17 protein-coding genes are annotated in these 18,721 nt (G+C 66.2%); 6 read left to right on the top strand and 11 right to left on the bottom strand.

Features of this window, described 5'->3' with window-relative positions:
* Positions 1 to 2 precede the first annotated feature (2 nt).
* On the bottom strand, positions 3 to 2,252 hold the full coding sequence (locus tag QW881_RS16425; protein ID WP_315755741.1) for a hypothetical protein: 2,250 nt from the start codon (positions 2,250 to 2,252) through the stop codon (positions 3 to 5).
* Between the two features lie 32 nt (positions 2,253 to 2,284).
* On the opposite strand from QW881_RS16425, the gene QW881_RS16430 reads away from it, so the two are divergent.
* On the top strand, positions 2,285 to 2,572 hold the full coding sequence (locus QW881_RS16430; protein ID WP_315755740.1) for a hypothetical protein: 288 nt from the start codon (positions 2,285 to 2,287) through the stop codon (positions 2,570 to 2,572).
* A gap of 61 nt (positions 2,573 to 2,633) precedes the next feature.
* On the opposite strand, the gene QW881_RS16435 is transcribed toward QW881_RS16430, so the two are convergent.
* The 7 genes from QW881_RS16435 to lptF all read right to left on the bottom strand — a co-directional run bounded on the left by QW881_RS16435 (position 2,634) and on the right by lptF (position 11,394).
* Positions 2,634 to 3,692 carry an alcohol dehydrogenase gene (locus tag QW881_RS16435; protein ID WP_315755739.1) on the bottom strand — a complete coding sequence of 353 codons (1,059 nt, stop codon included), beginning with the start codon at positions 3,690 to 3,692 and terminating at the stop codon, positions 2,634 to 2,636.
* Positions 3,693 to 3,719: 27 nt separating this feature from the next.
* Positions 3,720 to 4,580 (bottom strand): 16S rRNA (adenine(1518)-N(6)/adenine(1519)-N(6))-dimethyltransferase RsmA, encoded by an 861-nt coding sequence (gene rsmA, locus QW881_RS16440; RefSeq protein ID WP_315755738.1) that lies wholly within the window; start codon positions 4,578 to 4,580, stop codon positions 3,720 to 3,722.
* Entirely contained in the window at positions 4,577 to 5,578 is a 1,002-nt protein-coding gene (gene pdxA, locus QW881_RS16445) for a 4-hydroxythreonine-4-phosphate dehydrogenase PdxA (RefSeq protein ID WP_315755737.1), read from the bottom strand. Before pdxA ends, rsmA begins: the two co-directional genes overlap by 4 nt.
* The gene (locus QW881_RS16450; protein ID WP_315755736.1) at positions 5,578 to 6,516 is read right to left on the bottom strand and encodes a SurA N-terminal domain-containing protein; all 939 of its coding nucleotides are present in this window, start codon (positions 6,514 to 6,516) and stop codon (positions 5,578 to 5,580) included. The genes pdxA and QW881_RS16450 overlap by 1 nt, the downstream gene beginning before the upstream one ends.
* Before the next feature lie 104 nt (positions 6,517 to 6,620).
* Positions 6,621 to 9,131, bottom strand: a complete 2,511-nt coding sequence (locus QW881_RS16455; RefSeq protein WP_315755735.1) for an LPS-assembly protein LptD — start codon at positions 9,129 to 9,131, stop codon at positions 6,621 to 6,623.
* Positions 9,131 to 10,228, bottom strand: a complete 1,098-nt coding sequence (gene lptG, locus QW881_RS16460) for an LPS export ABC transporter permease LptG (protein ID WP_315739410.1) — start codon at positions 10,226 to 10,228, stop codon at positions 9,131 to 9,133. The genes QW881_RS16455 and lptG overlap by 1 nt, the downstream gene beginning before the upstream one ends.
* A complete protein-coding gene (lptF, locus tag QW881_RS16465; protein WP_315739411.1) occupies positions 10,225 to 11,394 on the bottom strand; it encodes an LPS export ABC transporter permease LptF in 1,170 nt (389 codons plus the stop codon). Before lptF ends, lptG begins: the two co-directional genes overlap by 4 nt.
* Before the next feature lie 338 nt (positions 11,395 to 11,732).
* On the opposite strand from lptF, the gene QW881_RS16470 reads away from it, so the two are divergent.
* The 3 genes from QW881_RS16470 (at position 11,733) to QW881_RS16480 (ending at position 14,429) form a co-directional block, all read left to right on the top strand.
* Positions 11,733 to 13,268: a leucyl aminopeptidase gene (locus QW881_RS16470; protein ID WP_316158559.1), complete on the top strand. Its 1,536-nt coding sequence runs from the start codon at positions 11,733 to 11,735 to the stop codon at positions 13,266 to 13,268.
* Positions 13,269 to 13,277: 9 nt separating this feature from the next.
* Positions 13,278 to 13,730 (top strand): DNA polymerase III subunit chi, encoded by a 453-nt coding sequence (locus tag QW881_RS16475; RefSeq protein WP_315739413.1) that lies wholly within the window; start codon positions 13,278 to 13,280, stop codon positions 13,728 to 13,730.
* Between the two features lie 204 nt (positions 13,731 to 13,934).
* Positions 13,935 to 14,429 (top strand): hypothetical protein, encoded by a 495-nt coding sequence (locus tag QW881_RS16480; protein ID WP_315755822.1) that lies wholly within the window; start codon positions 13,935 to 13,937, stop codon positions 14,427 to 14,429.
* Between the two features lie 66 nt (positions 14,430 to 14,495).
* Here the strand turns inward: QW881_RS16480 and QW881_RS16485 are convergent, their stop codons facing one another.
* From QW881_RS16485 to QW881_RS16495, 3 genes are all read right to left on the bottom strand, one after another.
* Positions 14,496 to 16,364 carry an ABC-F family ATP-binding cassette domain-containing protein gene (locus QW881_RS16485; RefSeq protein ID WP_315755733.1) on the bottom strand — a complete coding sequence of 623 codons (1,869 nt, stop codon included), beginning with the start codon at positions 16,362 to 16,364 and terminating at the stop codon, positions 14,496 to 14,498.
* A gap of 51 nt (positions 16,365 to 16,415) precedes the next feature.
* Positions 16,416 to 16,607, bottom strand: a complete 192-nt coding sequence (locus QW881_RS16490; protein WP_315739415.1) for a hypothetical protein — start codon at positions 16,605 to 16,607, stop codon at positions 16,416 to 16,418.
* A 190-nt stretch (positions 16,608 to 16,797) separates the two neighbouring features.
* Positions 16,798 to 17,073 carry a sulfur globule protein precursor gene (locus QW881_RS16495; RefSeq protein WP_315755731.1) on the bottom strand — a complete coding sequence of 92 codons (276 nt, stop codon included), beginning with the start codon at positions 17,071 to 17,073 and terminating at the stop codon, positions 16,798 to 16,800.
* 286 nt (positions 17,074 to 17,359) lie between these two features.
* Between QW881_RS16495 and ndk the strand changes: the two genes are divergently transcribed.
* Together ndk and QW881_RS16505 are read left to right on the top strand one after the other, a co-directional pair.
* A complete protein-coding gene (ndk, locus tag QW881_RS16500; protein ID WP_315712380.1) occupies positions 17,360 to 17,782 on the top strand; it encodes a nucleoside-diphosphate kinase in 423 nt (140 codons plus the stop codon).
* Positions 17,783 to 17,861: 79 nt separating this feature from the next.
* Positions 17,862 to 18,719, top strand: coding sequence for a TerC family protein (locus QW881_RS16505; RefSeq protein WP_315755730.1), 858 nt, complete (start codon positions 17,862 to 17,864; stop codon positions 18,717 to 18,719).
* Positions 18,720 to 18,721 lie beyond the last annotated feature (2 nt).

Consider the following 18,721-nt stretch of genomic DNA (forward strand, 5'->3'; position numbering starts at 1 on the left):
TGTCACGCCCGTCGGCCGAGGCGCGCCAGGATGTCCTGGATGCCGTCGAGCGACTCATCCTGCTGAATGTTGCGCGGCCGCGGCCGCAGCGCCGGCGGCCGCGGAATGAAGTCGAGCGGCGGGGTCGCCGGGTCCTCGAACGGCGTCGGCACGAACAGGGGGCGCTGCTGCTGCGGCCGCTGCGCCTGCGGTCTGTCGATGGGGAGCGCGGCGGGGATCGACGACCGCGATTCCAGGAGACTCATCAGTCGGGCCGCGGGATCATCATGCATGTGCGCGACGTTCTGCTGAGCCTCGACGGAGAACTCCTCGTGCTCCTCCTGCTGCGGCTCAGCCTGCAGCTCGTCTTCGGGCAATGAAAAGCGCGACTGCAGAAGGTTGATCAGCGCCGCCGCGGGATCGTCGAGCTCATCGTCTTCGGCGGCAGGGGCCTCCGACATCATCGCGGGTCCGGCCATGGCGATGTCATCGTCAGGCTGAGGGGCCGGTTGTCGTGCCGCATGCGCGCGAAGCGTCTCGATCAGTGCGGCCGCTGGATCGGCTGGTGCCGTCGACGGCGCGCGCGTGGGTTGATCGGGCATCGCGGGAACGGGCTGAGCGGCCGGCTGGCCGCCACGCAGACGATCCGTCAGATGTTGCGACGCCGGCGTGGTCTGGGGTGCCGCGTCCTCACGCGCTGGCGGAGCCGTCTCAGCGAGGACCGCTGCAGCCGGAGCATCGCCAGCCTCGCCGGGTTGCGTGGTACGCCGCTTGGCCGCGCGCGATACCAGCAGCGCGGCAATCACCTTGGCGGCGTCGACCGGGGCGCCGGCAGAGGGGGACGCGGCTTCGCTGCTGCGGGCCTTGCGCAGCGCCGACACGATTTCGCTGACGTCGACAGGGGCGGCGGTCGCGGCAGCCTGCGTCGGTGGCGGGGCGGGTGGCGGCATCGGTACGGCCGCCTGGACGCGGGTGGGATTCGCAGGTTCAACTCGCTGCGCAGCCGGCCATGGCTCGGCGGGTGCGGTCGGCCCCGCATAGGTCGGCGAGCGCTGCGAGGCGGCTGCGGCAGCGGCGCTCGCCTGGGCTGCTGCAATCTTGGTGGCAGCGGCCTGCGCCGCGGCCATCTGGGCAGCCGTCAGTTGTGCTTGCGCCGGAGCAGCAGGCGATGGAGCAATTGCGGCAACCGGCGATGGCTGCACGTTGGCCGCAGCGGCCTGTGCCCCGGAAGGCTCAGCCCGGCGCACCGCTGCGCGATCCACCAGCTCATCGACCGCCTGCCACACTGCGTCGGTGGACTGCGACCGTTGCATCTCCGCAGCCGCGTCCCGGTCGCGTCGGCGAGCGGCCACGGCCGGGTGATCCTGATGCTGGGGAGACGGCGCCGGTCGCTGCGCACGGGGGTCGATCTGGTCCGTTGAAGCGGACAGCCGCGCGCTGGCGAGGTCGAGCGCCGAAGCCGGCTGAGAGCCGCGGCCGCCGCCTGGATGGGATGGTGCCGCCGGCATGCTGCCGCGGTTCGCACGCATCCCGCCCTGCGGCGCCTTGGACCGTGGTTTGATGCGACTACGGCGCATCCGTACTGCGTCCGCGTGCCAGCTGCCGTTGCGCCGTTGCCGCCGTCCCATCCGGCTGAGCCGATAGAGCGCGCTCGCCAGCAGTCCTGAAATCGCGAGTGCGCCGATGACCACGAGCATGAGCACATGGATGGGCGCTTCGGGCTTGCTCGGCTTGGGTGCGATGATCGGCCCGTCGGCAGCCGGCGCCGCGTTCGCGTCCGGCTCCACATTGCCGTCGTCGGCCATTGCCGGCGGTGGCGCATCGGCCGCAATCGGGTCAGCCTGTTGCGGCGGGGCAGAGGGCCAGGGCGAGGTATCGAGGCTGCGCGGCAGGCTGGCGTCCGACGCCGTCAGCGTCGTCCGTGTGGCGAGGGTCTGCGGCTTCGGCGTGCCTCGCACGGCGAGATCGGTACGCAGCCGCGGCTGCGGCGCTTCTGCGAGGGCGTCGCTGGTGCGAACGACCGGGCCATCGGTGCGTCTTGGCGTCAGTTTGGGTGGAGCGGGCTGGGCGAAGTCCCAGGGAGCCGGCTGCTGCGTCGCCCGTATCGGTGCCGCGGCGTCACGGGGGTTGCCGTTGGCGTCTTTCAGATACCAGCAACGCCGATTGGTGCCACGATCGAAACGATAGTACCAGCGTTGCGCGTCGGACTTCTCTCCCGTCGGCTCGGTCAGACATTCCTCCGCCGCCAAGACGACGCGCGGCAGCACGAGCACGACGGTGCCAGCGATTCCGGCAGCAATGGCAAATGCAACTCCTGCCGTTCGGCTTGCCATTGAAGACTCCGGATACGCTTACGCAACGGCGCGTTCTCGGAGACAAGTTGGGTGGCAATGAGCCGCAATTCCGGATTAATTCTGTCTCGATCCTTTCGTGTCCGAGTGCGGCTTTTTTCCCACAAGAGGATTTGCATCGCGCCGCGATTTTGGCCGCGCTATCGCGCCAAATCGGTCACATCGATGAAGATGGACCTGGTTTTTCACCTTCAGGGATCAAGGGCGTCACACCGACAACCTCTGCGTTTGTGGACAAATGATTGGCAGCAGCGGCAGCGGTGCAGCACCGCCGCCGCGTCCGATGTCGCAACAGGCGACGGATCAGTTCGTCAGCACCACACGTCCGACCACATGGCCGGCGCGCAGCGCATCGATCCACTTCTGTACGTCGGCCATCGGCTCCTCGCGCATCGGCGGCGGCTTGATCTTGCCGGCGCGCGCGAGCGCCATCAACTCGTGCGCTTCGGTCAGCGTGCCGACCATGAAGCCCTCGATGGTCATGCGCTTGTACACCCATTGAACCATCGGCAGGGTGAACTGGCCGCCCATCAGTCCGGAGACGACGATCTTGCCGCCGCGTGCAACGACGGACACCGCAAAGGCCATCGACTTCTCGTTGCCGGCGAAATCGACGACCTCGTCGAAGCCGCCCTCGGTCTCCTTGAGGATGCGCTTGATCACATCCGGCTCGGCCGGATCGTAGGCCGTCGCGGCGCCATTCTTCAGCGCGGTCTCGCGCGCGGCCGCCGAGAGGTCGGCCACCGAGATCGGTTGCTTGAACATCGCCTGCGCGAACGACAGGCCCATCATGCCGACGCCGCCGAGCCCGATCAGCAGCAGATTGCGCTGGCGCGGGCGGTCGACGAGGCGCTTTAGCGCGCCATAGGCGGTCACGCCGGAGCACATCAGGGTCGCGGCCTGATTGACTGGCAGCGGATCATACTCCAGCAGATATTTCGCGTCGGGCACCAGCACGTGCGTGGCGAAGCCGCCGTCGATCGAGACGCCGAGGAAGCGCTGCTTGGCGCACAAATTCTCGTCGCCATTGGCGCAGTCGCGGCATTGGCCGCAGCCGATCCACGGAAACACTGCGCGGCGCGCGCCGATCAGTTCCTTCGGCACGTCGGGTCCGACCTCGTCGACGACGCCGGCAATCTCGTGTCCGAGCGTGAAGGGCAGGGTCATGCCGCGCGTGGTGTCGAGTCGCCTGCCATTGCCGAGATCGGCATAGCCGTCCTGGATATGCAGGTCGGAGTGGCACAGGCCGCAGCGCTCGATGCGAACCAGAACTTCCCGGCCTTGCGGCTTCGGCGTCTCGACGATGGTTTCGCACAGCGGTGCGTCGAACTTGACGAGCGACTGACGGCGCATCAACGCCATGATGAAACTCCCTGAAATGCTTGTTGATTAAGACTTGTTCTCGTTGCGACTATTGGTCAATTCGCGGGCCATGGCAACAAAGCCCGACACCGGAATGGTCTCGGCGCGGCGGGTGGGATCGACGCCTGCGGCGGCCGCGAGCCGCGCGGGATCCGCCGGCAGCGACTTCAGGCTCTGCCGCAGCATCTTGCGGCGCTGGCCGAAGGCGGCGGCCGCGACCTGCTCGAGTGCGCGGCGGTCGCACGGTTCGGGCGAAAGGCGCGGCACCAGCCGCACCACCGACGAGGTGACCTTCGGCGGCGGCACGAAGGCGGACGGCGAGATGTCGAACAGGATCTTGGTCTCGCAGCGCCAGTTGGCGAGCACGCCGAGCCGGCCATAGGCGTCCTCGTTCTCGCGCGCGACGATCCGCTCGGCGACCTCGCGCTGAAACATCAGCACCATCATGTCGTACCAGGGTGGCCACGGCTCGGCCGAGAGCCAGCCGATCAGCAGGTGTGTCGCGATGTTGTAGGGCAGGTTGGCGACGATCTTCGCCTTGGTGCTGCCGAGGTAGGGCCGGACGTCGAAGGTGCGGGCGTCGGTGCAGACGATTTCGAGCCGCCCCGGATAGCGCGCGGCGATCGCCTGCAGCGCCGGGATCGCGCGCTCGTCGTGCTCGACCGCGATCACGTGGCGCGCGCCGAGCGCGAGCAGCGCCCGCGTCAGGCCTCCCGGTCCCGGGCCGATCTCCACCACGGTGGCGTCCTCCAGCGGACCTGCGGCCCGCGCGATGCGGGCCGTGAGATTGAGATCGAGCAGGAAGTTCTGACCGAGCGCCTTGCGCGCCGACAGCTGATGTTCGCGAATGACCTCGCGCAGCGGCGGGAGGTCGTCGATCGCGCTCATGACGACTGGCTGGCCATGCGCGCCGCGAGCTCGAGCGCCGCGATCAGGCTCGCCGGATTGGCGGTGCCCTTGCCGGCAATGTCGAAGGCCGTGCCGTGGTCGGGCGAGGTGCGGATGAAGGGCAGGCCGAGCGTGACGTTGACGCCCTCGTCGAACGCCAGCGTCTTGATCGGGATGAGTGCCTGATCGTGGTACATGCAGATGGCGCAGTCATAGGTCTTGCGCGCAGCTTCATGAAACATCGTGTCTGCCGGCAGCGGTCCCTTCACGTCGAGCCCGGCGTTGCGCAACGTCGCGATCGCCGGCGCGATGATCGTGTCCTCTTCGGTGCCGAGCGTGCCGTCCTCGCCCGCATGCGGATTGAGGCCCGACATTGCAATGCGTGGCCGCGACACGCCGAAATAGCGGCGCAGGCTCGCCGCGACGATGCGTGTCGTCGAGGTGATCAGCGGGCTCGTGAGCTGCTCGATCGCGTCGCGCAGCGCGACGTGGATCGTCACCGGCACGACGGCGAGCATCGGTGACCACAGCATCATGACCGGCTGCGGGATCGCGCCGCCATCGGCGGCGAGCTCGGCGAGAAATTCGGTATGGCCGGGATGCGAGAAGCCGGCACGGTAGAGCACGGCCTTGGCGATCGGGTTGGTCACGACGGCGCTGGCGCGTCCGGCCCTCACGTCGGCCACGGCCTCCCGGATCGAGCCGATGGCCGCCTCGGCACTCGTCATGTCCGGGCGGCCCGGCAGGGCCGTCACGGCTTGCCCGGTGGAGACCACGGGCAGCGCGGTTGCAAACGCCTGCGCCGCTTGTTCGGGACGAACCTCGTCCACAGTGACGGGGAGGTCGAGCAGCTTGGCGCGCTGAGCCAGGAAGGCCGGATCACCGCGCACGTAGAAGGCGGGGAGTCCGAGCTCGGTGCGGCGCAGCCACGCCTGCAGGGTGATGTCGGGGCCGATGCCTGCCGGTTCCCCCAAGGTCAGCGCGAGCGGCTTCGTCATCAGCGATATTCGATCATCGCCGCCTTGCGGACTTCCTGCAGATAGGCCTTGGAGGTGGCCTCGTATTTCTTGGTGTACATCTGCTCCTTGATCTCGCGCTTCTTCGGCGTGTCGATCGTGGTCGGAGTCCGCGAGCAGAGGGCCACCATCTGAATGCCCTGCCGCGTCGCTTCCGGCGGAGTCAGATGGCCGATCGGCGTATCATCGAGCAGCTTGCGCAGATTCGGCGGAATGTCGGCGGACGTCTTGACGACGATCTCCTTGATGACCGCGTTCGCCGTCGTCTTGAAGATGTTGTTGGCTTCGGCGCAGGTCTGCACCCGCGAGCGCAGAGCCTCCGCCTCCTTGTGACGTGCTTCCATCAAACCCTGGTTCGAGGAGTTCGACACGATCAGCACGATCGGCTGCATCTTGTACTCGAACGCTTGGCCCTGCTGATCGCCGTCGCCGCCGGTGGCGGCGACGGCCGCGGCGACGTCCTTGTCGGAGACGAGCAGGCGCTCCTTGTAGCGGCCGCGCACCAGGCTGCTCCAGACGATCTCGGCCTTGATGCGGGCCTTCAGCGTCTCCGGCCGCACGCCCTGGCTCTCCAGCGATTTGGTCAACTGTTCCGGGTTGAGCCGCATGCGAGAGCCCATGCCGGCAAACGACTGGTCGACGTCGGAGGCGGACGGCTCGACGCCGTACTTCTTGCCTTCCTTGATCTTCACCTTGTCGTCGATCAGCTCGTTGATGATCTCCTGGCGGGTCTGATGCTTGCGAGTGCTCAGGAAGTTCAGCTTGGTGCGCTGCTCGATGTCATAGTCGGTGATGGGATCGCCATTGACCATGACGACGATGCTCTGGGCGCGAGCCGACATCGTTCCGATGCCGCAGACGAGTGCGGCAAGAGTGCAGATGGCCAGGGCCCGAAGGCGAGGAGAGAACGCGATCGTCATGACCAAGCTTCGCTGTCGCTATTGATCCAACTGGAAACCGCGCCACGGCTCCCGACGAGGGACTTTCGAACCCCACGGAGCGGCCCGTCGGAGACTGGCGCGCGCTACTGAAGGCCCCCAGCCCCGGTTCCCGTGGACGAGGAATTGGCCAGCGTCCGGAGTCCGATCTGGAGCATATAGGCATGGCTCAGAACGGGGGGAGTGGTGCCTGCCGTATAATTATACGACGTTACATAGTTGGCGGCCAGCACGAAACAATCATCCACATAGCCGGCGCCGATCACATACTGGTTGATCTTGTTGGCTGCCAGATCCCAGCGTGCTGCACCCGTGACGACCCAGTTCGGCGCCACCTTGACCGAGCCGCTGCCGAGGATGCCCTCACGCCGGTCGAGATAGCCGAGCGCCGGATCGGCGGCATAGTTGCCGTAGGTCAGGGCCACCGACCAGCGGTCGAAGTTCGCCTTGGCTTCCGCCTCGAAGCGCTGGATGTTCAGGGTCTGCTGGTCGAACCGGCTGCGCATGCTGAACGTGTAGGTGCGGTTCGGCGAGTAATCGACACGCGCCACGTAGTCCGAGACGTTCTTGTCCAGGCCGGAGCCGATGGCGGTGTTGTTGGCGTCCTGCACCGCGAACGAGTTCATCCCGAACAAATGGTAGGACTGGCCGAACAGCACGTTGATGGTGCCGCCGCGGTCGAACTGCGTCGTCGCCTGGACGCCGACATTGGCGCGGCCGCCGCCTTCGACGCGGTCGTAGCCGGAGAACTTGTCGACGCTGAACAGGTTGCTGGCGTCGAACACCATGCTCTGGGCGTCCTCGTTCGGCAGCCGGCCGGCGTAGGTCTCGTTCGGCCGGATGATCACTTGCGCGATCGGCTCGATCGTCGTCGTGCCCCACGGCTGAACGTTGATGAACGGATAGCGATATTCCAGGCCGACCGTCGGCATCAGCCGCAGCGCCTGGGTGTCGCCGGTCTGCAGGAAGTTGCCCACGCCCGGCTGGTTCGAGACGTTGGCGTTGATCGCATCCGCGCGCAGGATCGCGAACGGCGTCCAGATCTGGCCGTAGGGATCGGTGAACGAGCGCCGCCACTCCGCCTGCGCAGTCAGGCGGGTGTAGGTGCCGGGGGTGGCGCGCAGCAGGCACTGGTTGGGCAGGCGCGCACGCGGATCGGCGGATACCGTCGTGCACAGTCCGGCGGTGTTGGCGGTGGTCGTGATCGGGTCGAACACCGCCGTCTGGCGACTCAGATTGACGAAGTTGGTCTTGTAGCTGAACTCGCCGCCGAACACGGGGTAGTTCAGCACGTTCGAGTAATCCAGCACCGGATAGACCACCGGCACGGTCTGCTGGTTGCCTGAGAAGCTCAGATAGTGGATCGCCCGGACGTCGAAGAAGCTGCGGCTGCCGACGCCGGTCAAATACAACTGCGAGATCGCCTCGGTCGGGAGGCTCATGAACGAGTTGAACGGGTCGCGGTACTGCGCCAGCCGGTAATCCGACAGGAACATGTAGTCGGACAGCAGGATGCCGTCCCAGCCCCAGACCCACTTGTCGTTGAGCGCGAACTGGCCCTTGGTGTCGACGCCGCCGCGGAACTGGCGATCGCCCGGCTGGCCGGCGAAGGCCTTGCGGTCGAGCTGATCGATCCCGTACAGGCGCACCTGGTAGCCGCCATTGCTGAGGCGCTGGCGGAACTCGGTCTGCAGCAGCACGCCCTGCTTGGAGGTGATGCGCGGCGTGAAGGTCGCGTCGTAATCCGGCGCGATCGCCCAGTAATAGGGGATGTCGACGCCGAAGCCGTAGCCGCCGGTCTGGGTGACGCCGGGCATCAGGAAGCCGCTCTTGCGCTTCACGGTCGGATCGGGCGTCGAGAAGTAGGGGATGTAGGCCAGGGGAACGCCGAAGAACTCGAGCTGGGCGTTCTCGAAATACAGCATCTTCTCGGTCTGGTCGTGGATGATGCGCGCACCCTTGACCTGCCACAGCGGCGGCTTCTTCGGATCGTCCTTGCAAGGCGCGCAGGCGGTGTACACGCCGTTCTCGAAGACGGTGTAATTCCCCTTGGAGCGGTCGGCGCGGGTCGCCGCCATCCGCGTCTGATCCTCGGTCTCGACGCGCAGCGAATCGACGAAGCCGTCACGATAATCGTCGGACAGATCGAGGCTGTTGGCGTAGGTGATCTTGCCGTCGGCATCGGTCATGCGGATGTTGCCTTCCGCATGCAGGCGCTTGGTCTTCTGGTCGTAGATCACCCGGTCGGCCTCGACCGAGGTGCCGTTGTAGAACAGTTGCACGTTGCCGACCGCCGACACGCGCGAGTTGTTGTAGTCGTAATCGACCTCGGTCGCCTGCACCAGCATCTGGTTGTCGTTGGCGACGCGCGGCGGCGGCGCCTTGGGCGGGCGCGGATTGTAGGTGAAGCCCTGCGCGGCGGCAGGACTCGGCGCCACGACCCCGGTCGCAGCCGCAACCATCAGGCCGAGCCCGCAGGCCAAAACGAATCCAAGCACGCCAGACTCGGCGCGACGCACGCGCACGCAACCGCGGCGCGCAACGGCATGCTGCCGAAGCGCGGCGAGCGCTGTCTGACGGACGGCAACGAACGACACTAGCCGTCCTCCTGGTAGAGCAAAGCCATGAAACCGGTGAGGCCGCCGACGAACACCGGCAGCCACGCCGCAGCGATCGGATTCATCAACTCAGCCTTGCTCAAATCTTCAGTTACTTTCGACAGAACGTAGAGCAGAAACCCGGCGCCCACGCCACTCAAAACCATTTTCTGTACGCCACCCATTCGGAAGAACCTGAGCGACACGGACGCAGCGAGCATGACCATCGCAGCCAGCAAAAACGGCTGCGCGATCAGCTTATGATACTGCAGTCGGTACCCCGCGGTCGCGAAGCCTGAGCTCTCCGACGAACGGATGTATGTCGGCAGTTGCCAAAACGACACAGTTTCGGGGGTGGAGAAGCTGTTTCGGACCTGCGCCGGCGTCAGGCTGGTCGGAAGAATGAACGTCGGTTCGTCGACAGGGGGCGCATCGAGGGAGAATCGGCGCACCGAGCGGAAGACCCACCGGCCTTCTTCGAGGGTCGCCTCGCGGGCTTCGATTCGCTCCTTGAAGTGCTTGTCCGTATCAAAACGGAACAGGGTCAGTCCGGTCAGGCGGACGCCCTGCTGCTCGCTGCGGGCGGCATTGATGATCACGGAGCCGTCCGGGTTGATCTGGTTGAGCCAGAAGCCGGCCGCATCCTGCACGCCGCCGCCGGGGGCCGCGCCGAACAGCTCGGCCTCCATGCGCTTGGAGAGCTCGCGCAGATTGGCCGACATCGGGTTGTAGAGGGTCGTGGCCATCAGCCCGAGCACGATGGCGCTTGCCAGCGCCGGCGCGATGAACTGCCAGGCGGAGACCCCGGCTGCGCGCGCCACCACGAGCTCGAGCCGGCGCGACAGTGCGAGATAGCAGGTCATGGCGCCGATCAGGACGCAGAACGGCATCATCTTCTCGAGCAATTGCGGCACCCGGAACAGCGACGTCTCCGCCACCATCAGCGCCGAGGCCGAGGCGAGCCCGGAGGTCTTGCGCACCATCTCGATGTAGTCGACGAGCACGAGCAGGATGAAGATGCTCGCGAACACGCCGACTGCCGAGACCAGGAAGCGGCCGGCGAAATAGCGTCCGAGTGTGTTGGTGACCATGCTCATGCGGTGGCCGGCCTTCCGAACAGCCGCGCGATCCGCGCGTTCGAGCGGTTGATGGCTTCCATCAGCCGCGCCGGCGGCTCGACCACCACGCCGCCGATGATGATCCAGATGCTGAGGCCGAGCACGCCGAACAGCATGAGGTACTGCACCAGCGCCGCCATCGGCGTCTTCACCGTCATGACCGAGCAGGCGAAGCCCGCCATGCGCACGCCGAAGACGGCGAGGATCGCGCTGCCGAACGAGAAGTTGCGGCTCTGGCGCGTCGTCCGCGGCGCGCCCAGGAACGCGAAGGTGAGGGCTGCGAAGGCGAACGGATAGATCGGCGCCAGGAAGCGGTCGTGCAATTCCTGCCGGAATTGTCCCGGGATCTGCTTGTAGATCGGATCGTTCTCGGCGGGGGCCATCAGCTCCCAAAGATAGCGCTCGCGGATGCCGAGCGTGACGTCGCGGCCCTGATTCGAAAACTTCGACATGTCGAAGGCGTAGCGAGCGAACGCGACCATCGCCGGCTCGCGCTTGCCGAGCTCGAAGCGTTCCAGATTGCCGTCCTCGAGCACCAGGAACGAGCCGTCGGCATTCTTCACGACGGTGCCCTTCTCGGCGATGATCGTGATTCGCTCCTTGGGGTCGCGGCGGTCGTCGATCAGGATGCCGGACAGCTCGCCGCCGGGTTGGCGCTCGCGGATCCGGATGGTCAGGTTCTGGTCGAGCTGCGCGAACCGCCCGGGCTGCAGGATGTTGGCGAGCACGTCGGCGGTGATCTCGGCATCCCACTGCTTGATCCGGCGCAGGCCGTCGGGGGCGAAGAAGGCGGCGATCACCGTCACCAGCACGGCCACCGCGCAGGTGGCATAGGCGAACGGCACGAACAGCCGGATCGGCGACATGCCGGCCGCGTTCATGACGATGATCTCCGAATCGGTCGCGAGCTTGTTCAGCGTGTGCGAGACCGCGATCATCAGCGCAATTGGCGCGATGACGCCGAGCAGGGAGGGAATCACGAGACCGGTGATGCCGAGGAAGGTCAGGATCGTCTGGCCCTGGCTGGTCATCAGGTCGATGCCGCGCAGCGCCTGCGTAATCCAGATCACGCCGGTGAGGCTGATCAGGACCAACGCGAACGACGCCAGCGTCGTGCGAAAGATGTACCTGTCGATGGACCCCATCGTCTGCGCTCGATCCCCAATCAGCAGTCCCGGAACGAGCGCTGCAGCCCCCTTGAAACGGGTCCCCCAAGGCCGCTGTCGCCGTGACGTTCCAAGAGCAGTGAATATCATTACCATCTCGTTGATCCGTCGACAAAATGGCTGTGGCGTGGCGCCCCGAAAATACGGTCAAAATTTCATGATTGTGACTGGCCCGCCACGCGGCGCTTGGCAGCCGCCGCCCGGGCAGGTCATACTGCTGCCAAGTTGGGTTCCGAACTGCCGCCATCCGCGTCTGGTCCTTGAGGTTTTCGGCCGGACGTGGCGGCTCATCACGTCGAAATTTGGAGGATTGCTTGATGTCCGACGCCGTCAAGGTCGGCTTCGTCCCGCTGTCGACCGCCCCGCGCGGCATCGTGGTGGCGTTCTGCGATGACACCCTGCGACTCGGAGTCGCGACCGAGAAGGCCCTTGGGGGAGCCTCTGACCTGGTCAAGCGCGCGGCCGCCGCAGCCCGGTTCAAGGGCAAGGATGGCGCGGTGCTGGACCTGCTGGCTCCTGAGGGAATCAAGATTCAGCGCTTGATCGTCATTGGCACCGGCAAGGGCTCAGACCTCAAGGACAAGGATTTTCTTAAATACGGCGGCACTTTAGCCGGAAAGCTGAACTCCGGAACTGAAGCGGTCGCGGTGCTGGCCGAGTTGCCTTCGGGACCGCTGTTGCCGGATCAGGTCAGCTCGCTGGCCGCCGGGATCCGGCTGCGGGCCTATCGGTTCGATCGCTACAAGACCAAGAAGAAGGACGAGGAGGGCGCCGTCAGCGCCAATGTCTCGATCGCCGTGGCGGATGCCGCGGCGGCCAAGAAGGCGTTCGCGCCGCGGTCCCACGTCACTGACGGGGTGATACTGGCGCGCGATCTCGTCAACGAGCCGCCGAACGTGCTCTATCCTGAGGAGTTCGCCAAGCGCGCCGCCGCCTTGCGCAAGCTCGGCGTCACCGTCGAGATCCTCGACGTGCCTGCGATGAAGAAGCTCGGCATGGGCGCGCTGCTCGGCGTCGGCCAGGGCTCGGCACGGCCGAGCCGCACCGTCGTGATGCACTACAATGGCGGCAAGCGCGGCGAGCAGCCGGTCGCCTTCATCGGCAAGGGCGTGTGCTTCGACACCGGCGGCATCTCGATCAAGCCGGCCGGCTCGATGGAGGACATGAAGGGCGACATGGGCGGTGCGGCCTGCGTGGTCGGCCTGATGCATGCACTCGCCGCACGCAAGGCCAAGGCCAACGTGATCGGTGCCATCGGCCTGGTCGAGAACATGCCGGACGGCAACGCCCAGCGTCCGGGCGACATCGTCACCTCGATGTCCGGCCAGACCATCGAGATCATCAATACCGATGCCGAGGGCCGGCTCGTGCTCGCCGACGTGCTGTGGTACGTCGCGACCAAGTTCAAGCCGAAGTTCATGATCGACCTGGCGACCTTGACCGGCGCGATCATGGTCGCGCTCGGCACCGAGCATGCCGGCCTCTTCACCAACAATGATGATCTCGCCGACAAGCTGTTCAAGGCGGGGCAGGAGACGGGTGAGAAGGTCTGGCGCATGCCGCTCGGCCACGAATACGACAAGCTGATCGATTCGCAGTTCGCGGACATGAAGAATACCGGCGGACGCCATGGCGGCTCGATCACTGCTGCGCAATTCCTGCAGCGCTTCGTCAACGACACGCCGTGGGCGCATCTCGACATCGCCGGCACCGCGATGGGCGCGCCGAAATCGGAGATCAACCAGAGCTGGGGATCGGGCTATGGCGTCCGGCTGCTCGACCGGCTGGTGTGGGATTCGTACGAATCCAAATCCGACGCCAAAGCTGAAGCCAAGTCCGGCGCCAAGGCGTGACGCGGGACGATGACAGAAGTCCTGTTCTACCATCTGCAGAACATGACCATTGAAGGCGTGCTGCCGCCGCTGCTCGAGAAGTCGCTCGAGCGCGGTTGGCGCGTCGTGGTGCAGTCGACGTCGGAGGAGCGCGCGGATGCGCTCGATGCGCATCTGTGGACCTATCGCGACGATTCGTTTCTGCCGCATGCCACCTGGCGGGTGGCTGATGTGGCCGACCAGCCGATCGTGCTCGCGGTGGAAGAGAGCAATCCCAACGGCGCAAACGTCCGTTTCCTCGTGGACAACGCGCCGCTGCCATCGGACTCGCACAGCTACGAGCGCATGGTGCTCGTATTCAACGGCGATGATGCGGACGCGCTCGCGGCTGCGAGATCGGCGTGGACCGATTGCAAATCGCGAGGATTCGAGGTCACCTACTGGCAGGCGGATGAGCGGGGGCGTTGGCAGCGCCGGCAATGATGCGGAAGTCCGTGAAGCGCCAATGATGGCCGCGCGGCGCGATTCATGATAAACTGCTGATTTACCGGCAGAGCGTTGGCAAAGTCACGAACGTGCCGCAAAGTGATGTTGGGACAACACGTTAGAGTGTCCACAGGTTGCAATTCAGCAAGGTTCATCGTGCGAGACCACAACAAACAGCTGACGCGCGCTCTGGCGTTCCTTGTGCTTGCCCCGGTCGTCGCCGGATGCTCGAGCACGCCCGATTTCCTGTCCAAGGACGCCGAGTGGTTCAACCGGCCGCAGCGCCTGTTCATCAGAAACATCTCGATCGACGCGCCGCCGCTGACGCCGGATAAGCCGGTCACCGCTGAGGATCTTGTGAGCGCCGAAGGCGCATGCCCGGGCATGGCGCCTGCGGCCGGTGCTGCGGGCGCGAACGCGCTGGCGAATGATCCCGCCGCCGCAACGCCAGCCGGCGGCGGCACCGTCGCACTCGGCCATACCGAATGCGACGTGGTGCGCGGCATCGGTGCACCCGACAACGTCAACGTCTCGAGCAATGGCGGTGAGCGCGTGGCCACGGTGACCTGGCTGCGCGGCGCGCGCGCCGGCGTCTACACGTTCAGCTCCGGCCGCTTGACCTCGGTCGAGCGAGCGCCCGATCCGGGACCCGCGCCGAAGACGGTCAAGCCGAAGGCGAAGAAGCGCGCGACCTGAGTGTGCGCTGAAGTTGCCGAGAGAGTAGTTCGTCGGACGAACATTGGTTCGTCGCGGATTGCTCGATCAGCCGGTTGCCTCGTCATACAACGCGCTCGCTTCCAGCCATTGCTCCTCGGCGCGCGCCAGCGCGTCGGCGGCATTGGCCCGTGCCTTCGACAATTGCGCCGCCTGTTTCGGGTCGCGTGTGAAGATGTCGGGCAGCGACAGCGCGCCGTCGATCTTGGCGATGATCTCTGTGATGCGGGCGATCTCGGCTTCGACCGCCGTGATCTTCTGCTTCAGCCCGCTCCGCCTGTTGTCGCCGCGCGGCCGCTCTGCTTTCTCGGTCACCTGCGTACGTTCGGTCTCTCGGGTGCCGGCGCCGCTGCGTGACGACAGGACCATGCGCCGGTAGTCATCGAGATCGCCATCGTAGGTCTTCACCGTGCGGTCGGCGACGACCCAGAGGCGGTCGGCGCAGGCCTCGATCAGATAGCGGTCGTGCGAGACCATGATCACGGCGCCGGGAAATTCGTTGATCGCTTCGGCGAGCGCGGCGCGGCTGTCGATGTCGAGATGGTTGGTCGGCTCGTCCAGGATGATCATGTTGGGGCCGAAGAAGGTCGCGAGCCCGAGCAGCAGCCGCGCCTTCTCGCCGCCCGACAGGCTCTTCACCAGCGTGTCAGCGGCCTTGCCGGAAAACCCGATCGCACCGGCGCGCGCTCGCACTTTCGACTCCGGCGCGTCACCCATCAGCTTGCGCACGTGACTATACGGCGAACCGGTCTCGTCCAACTCATCGAGCTGGTGCTGGGCGAAATAGGCGATCGACAGCTTGTCGGCGCGCGTGACCTTGCCGGAGAACGGCGCGAGCCGGCCGGCCAGCAGCTTCACCAGCGTGGACTTGCCATTGCCGTTGGCGCCGAGCAATGCGACGCGGTCGTCATTGTCGATGCGTAAGGTGACGCGGTTGAGCACCGGTTGCGCGGGGTCGTAGCCGACCGAGGCGTTGTCGACCGCGATGATCGGCGGCGACAGCAGTCGCTCCGGTGCGGGGAAGGTGATCTCGTGCACGTCCTGGGTGACGAGCGCGGTGATCGGCTTCATCCGCTCCAGCATCTTGACGCGGGACTGCGCCTGGCGCGCCTTCGAGGCCTTGGCCTTGAAGCGCTCGACGAAGGCCTGAAGCCGCGCGCGCTCGGCTTCCTGGCGCTTGACCGCCTTGGCATCGAGCATCTCGCGGGTGGCGCGCTGCTCCTCGTAGGAGGAATAGCTGCCGCGATACAGCGTGAGCTTGCAACGGTCGAGATGCAGGATCTGGTCGACGGAGGTTTCCAGCAGATCGCGGTCATGGCTGATCACGATCACCGTGCGCGGATAGTGCGCCAGATGATCCTCGAGCCACAGCGTGCCCTCGAGGTCGAGATAGTTGGTCGGCTCGTCCAGCAGGAGCAGGTCGGGTGCGGCGAACAGCGTGGCCGCGAGGGCGACCCGCATGCGCCAGCCGCCGGAGAATTCGGCGCAGGCTCGCGCCTGATCCGCGGCGGAAAATCCGAGGCCGCTGAGAATCGCGGCCGCGCGCGCCGGCGCGGAATGCGCATCGATGTCGACGAGCCGGGTCTGGATCTCGGCGATGCGGTGTGCGTCATGGGCGGTCTCGGCCTCCTGCAGCAGCGCATGCCGCTCGAGGTCGGCCCGGAGAACCACCTCGATCAGGCTTTCGGGCCCGCTCGGGGCTTCCTGGGCCAGGCTGCCGATGCGCCACCGCGGCGGCACACTGATGCTGCCGGTCTCCAGCGACAGTTCGCCGCGGATCGCCTTGAACAGGGTCGACTTGCCGGTGCCGTTGCGGCCGACCAGTCCGACGCGCGCGCCCGGCGGAATCTGCACTGAGCTCTGGTCGATGAGAAGCCGTCCGGCGAGGCGGATGGAGATGTCGGTGATGGAAAGCATGCGCGCCTTGTCACCGCACGCGCGGCCAAAGGCAACCGCTTTGTCGCGGTCTCAGCGGCCGGATAGGCTCGTCCCGGCCTCGTCGCGCTTGCGCAACTCGTTCATCAGGTCCGCAAGGGAAGCCGGCAGGTGAGAGCCGTCCGGCGGCAGGCTGCGTTGCAGGCGCTCGCCGACGGCCTCGCAGATCGATCGGCTGGTCTTGCGATCGAGCGCCTCGCTGAAATTGGCGGTGCGGCCAGACATGACGGAATTCCACGAGCAGTTGCAGGACGATGCCGTAACAAGTCGTGACCGCTCGATTTGTTTCCCGCTCCCGACCGGAATACCCCGAAATCAGGTTGAAACTGCACTAAAAAAGGCCCCGGCGTGGGGGAGACGCCGGGGCGATGCGAGTTCGGTGCGGCGGGGGGCGGGTGCCGCGCCGAGGCTCGTATCAATAGCAGCGGTTGATCAACCGCCAGCGCGGTCCCCACGGGGTCGGAACCACGCGGCGCACGTAGCAGCCGCCATAGCCGTAGCTGTAGACCGGGCCACCGACGAAGAAGCGGGGACCGTAGAACGGACGGTGCCAACCGCCATGCCAGCCGCCTCCATGCCAACCACCGCCATGCCACCCACCGTGCCAGTGAGCCGAGGCGGCGGTCGGGGCGAGGGCGGCTGCGCCGAGGGCAACGGCGGCCGCCGCGATGAGGGAGAGTTTGCGCAACATGATCGTCTCCTGGATGACAGCGTTGGTGGCGCCGAAATTGTCCGACGGATGAGGCTGGGAGAGGGCGGCCACCGGTCGTATTGCTGGCTCGTCCCCGCCCGATGGCAACGACCGTAACGCCTGGGAGCTGAACACGGGTCGCACGAACCCTTCAGACTATGTTCAGAATCGTGAAATTGTCGTAAGGCGTCGCGCCTCCGGCAGGGTCCCGGTCGCTTGCCGTCGGCCGATCGCGTCGATATAAGCCCGCAACTCACCGAAATCCCGTACCTCCAAGGACGATATCATGGCGATTGAGCGCACCTTTTCGATCATCAAGCCCGACGCGACCGAGCGTAATCTCACCGGCGCGATCAACGCGCTGATCGAGAAGGCCGGCCTGCGCATCGTGGCCCAGAAGCGCATCCGCATGACCCGCGATCAGGCCGAGACCTTCTATGCCGTGCACAAGGCGCGGCCGTTCTTCGGCGAACTGGTCGATTTCATGATCTCCGGCCCGGTCGTGGTCCAGGTGCTGGAGGGCGAGGGCGCCATCCTGAAGTACCGCGACGTGATGGGCGCCACCGATCCGTCGAAGGCGGCCGACGGCACCATCCGCAAGCTGCATGCGAAGTCGATCGGCGAGAACTCGGTGCACGGTTCCGACGCGGCGGAAACGGCTGCGATCGAGATCGCGCAGTTCTTCTCCGGCAACGAGATCGTCGGTTGATCAATCCTCGTGCGGCGGAGGGCGCCCTCCGCCGCACGACCTTCGTGCTCTGCGCTGAACTTATCTGAAAGGCCCGGCCGTGAACTGGCTATCGCAACTCGCCGATTCCGCCAGCTTCGGCCACATGCTCGCTCAATTCGAGGCCGACCTGCAGAGCCCGGGCTTCTGGCTCGCGCTCGGCAAGATCGTCTGGATCAACGTGCTGTTGTCGGGCGACAATGCGCTGGTCATCGCGCTCGCCTGCCGCGGCCTGCACGGCAAGCATCGCTTCTGGGGCATGGTGGCCGGCTCCGGCATTGCCGTCGCACTGCGCATCGCCTTTACCGGCATCGTCGCCACCCTGATGGCACTGCCATACCTGAAGCTGATCGGCGGGCTGGCGCTGATCGTGATCGCCGCCAAGCTGCTGGTGCCCGAGGACGAGAACGACGAGATCGCGGCCGGCACGACGCTGTGGCATGCGGTCCGCATCGTCGCGCTTGCCGACCTCGTGATGAGCCTCGACAACGTGATCGCGGTGGCTGCGGCCGCGAACGGCCAGGCGTCCCTGCTGATCATCGGCCTCGCCATGAGCATCCCGCTGATCATCGCGGGCGCCGCGCTGATCATGCTTGTGCTCGATCGGGTCCCGCTGCTGGTCTGGCTCGGCGCGATGTTGCTCGGCTGGGTGGCCGGCGAGGTGATCGCGACCGATCCCGCGATCGAGCCGATGCTGCACCATCTCCTCGACGGCACCGTGGTCATCAACATCGAGGCGACCTCGGCGCTGTTCGCCGGCAAGACCAATCTCGCGAGCCACGTCGATGTCATGGAGACGCTGATGTCGCTGATCGGCGCCGGTGTGGTGCTGATCGCCGGCTCGATCTGGCGCGGCCGCGCGCTGCAGCGTCAGGCCGAGAGCGAGCTGGTGCCGGCGCGCGGCGTCGATCTGCCGTAGCT

It is taken from the genome of Bradyrhizobium sp. SZCCHNS3016 (genome assembly GCF_032484535.1).
Classification (GTDB): domain Bacteria; phylum Pseudomonadota; class Alphaproteobacteria; order Rhizobiales; family Xanthobacteraceae; genus Bradyrhizobium.

Bases quoted from the DNA above. Each gene is read 5' to 3' on its own strand.
- QW881_RS16430 (WP_315755740.1), top strand. From the start codon at position 2,285: ATGCAACTCCTGCCGTTCGGCTTGCCATTGAAGACTCCGGATACGCTT.
- QW881_RS16435 (WP_315755739.1), bottom strand. From the start codon at position 3,692: ATGGCGTTGATGCGCCGTCAGTCGCTCGTCAAGTTCGACGCACCGCTG.
- rsmA (WP_315755738.1), bottom strand. From the start codon at position 4,580: ATGAGCGCGATCGACGACCTCCCGCCGCTGCGCGAGGTCATTCGCGAA.
- pdxA (WP_315755737.1), bottom strand. From the start codon at position 5,578: ATGACGAAGCCGCTCGCGCTGACCTTGGGGGAACCGGCAGGCATCGGC.
- QW881_RS16450 (WP_315755736.1), bottom strand. From the start codon at position 6,516: ATGACGATCGCGTTCTCTCCTCGCCTTCGGGCCCTGGCCATCTGCACT.
- lptG (WP_315739410.1), bottom strand. From the start codon at position 10,228: ATGAGCATGGTCACCAACACACTCGGACGCTATTTCGCCGGCCGCTTC.
- lptF (WP_315739411.1), bottom strand. From the start codon at position 11,394: ATGGGGTCCATCGACAGGTACATCTTTCGCACGACGCTGGCGTCGTTC.
- QW881_RS16470 (WP_316158559.1), top strand. From the start codon at position 11,733: ATGTCCGACGCCGTCAAGGTCGGCTTCGTCCCGCTGTCGACCGCCCCG.
- QW881_RS16475 (WP_315739413.1), top strand. From the start codon at position 13,278: ATGACAGAAGTCCTGTTCTACCATCTGCAGAACATGACCATTGAAGGC.
- QW881_RS16485 (WP_315755733.1), bottom strand. From the start codon at position 16,364: ATGCTTTCCATCACCGACATCTCCATCCGCCTCGCCGGACGGCTTCTC.
- QW881_RS16490 (WP_315739415.1), bottom strand. From the start codon at position 16,607: ATGTCTGGCCGCACCGCCAATTTCAGCGAGGCGCTCGATCGCAAGACC.
- QW881_RS16495 (WP_315755731.1), bottom strand. From the start codon at position 17,073: ATGTTGCGCAAACTCTCCCTCATCGCGGCGGCCGCCGTTGCCCTCGGC.
- ndk (WP_315712380.1), top strand. From the start codon at position 17,360: ATGGCGATTGAGCGCACCTTTTCGATCATCAAGCCCGACGCGACCGAG.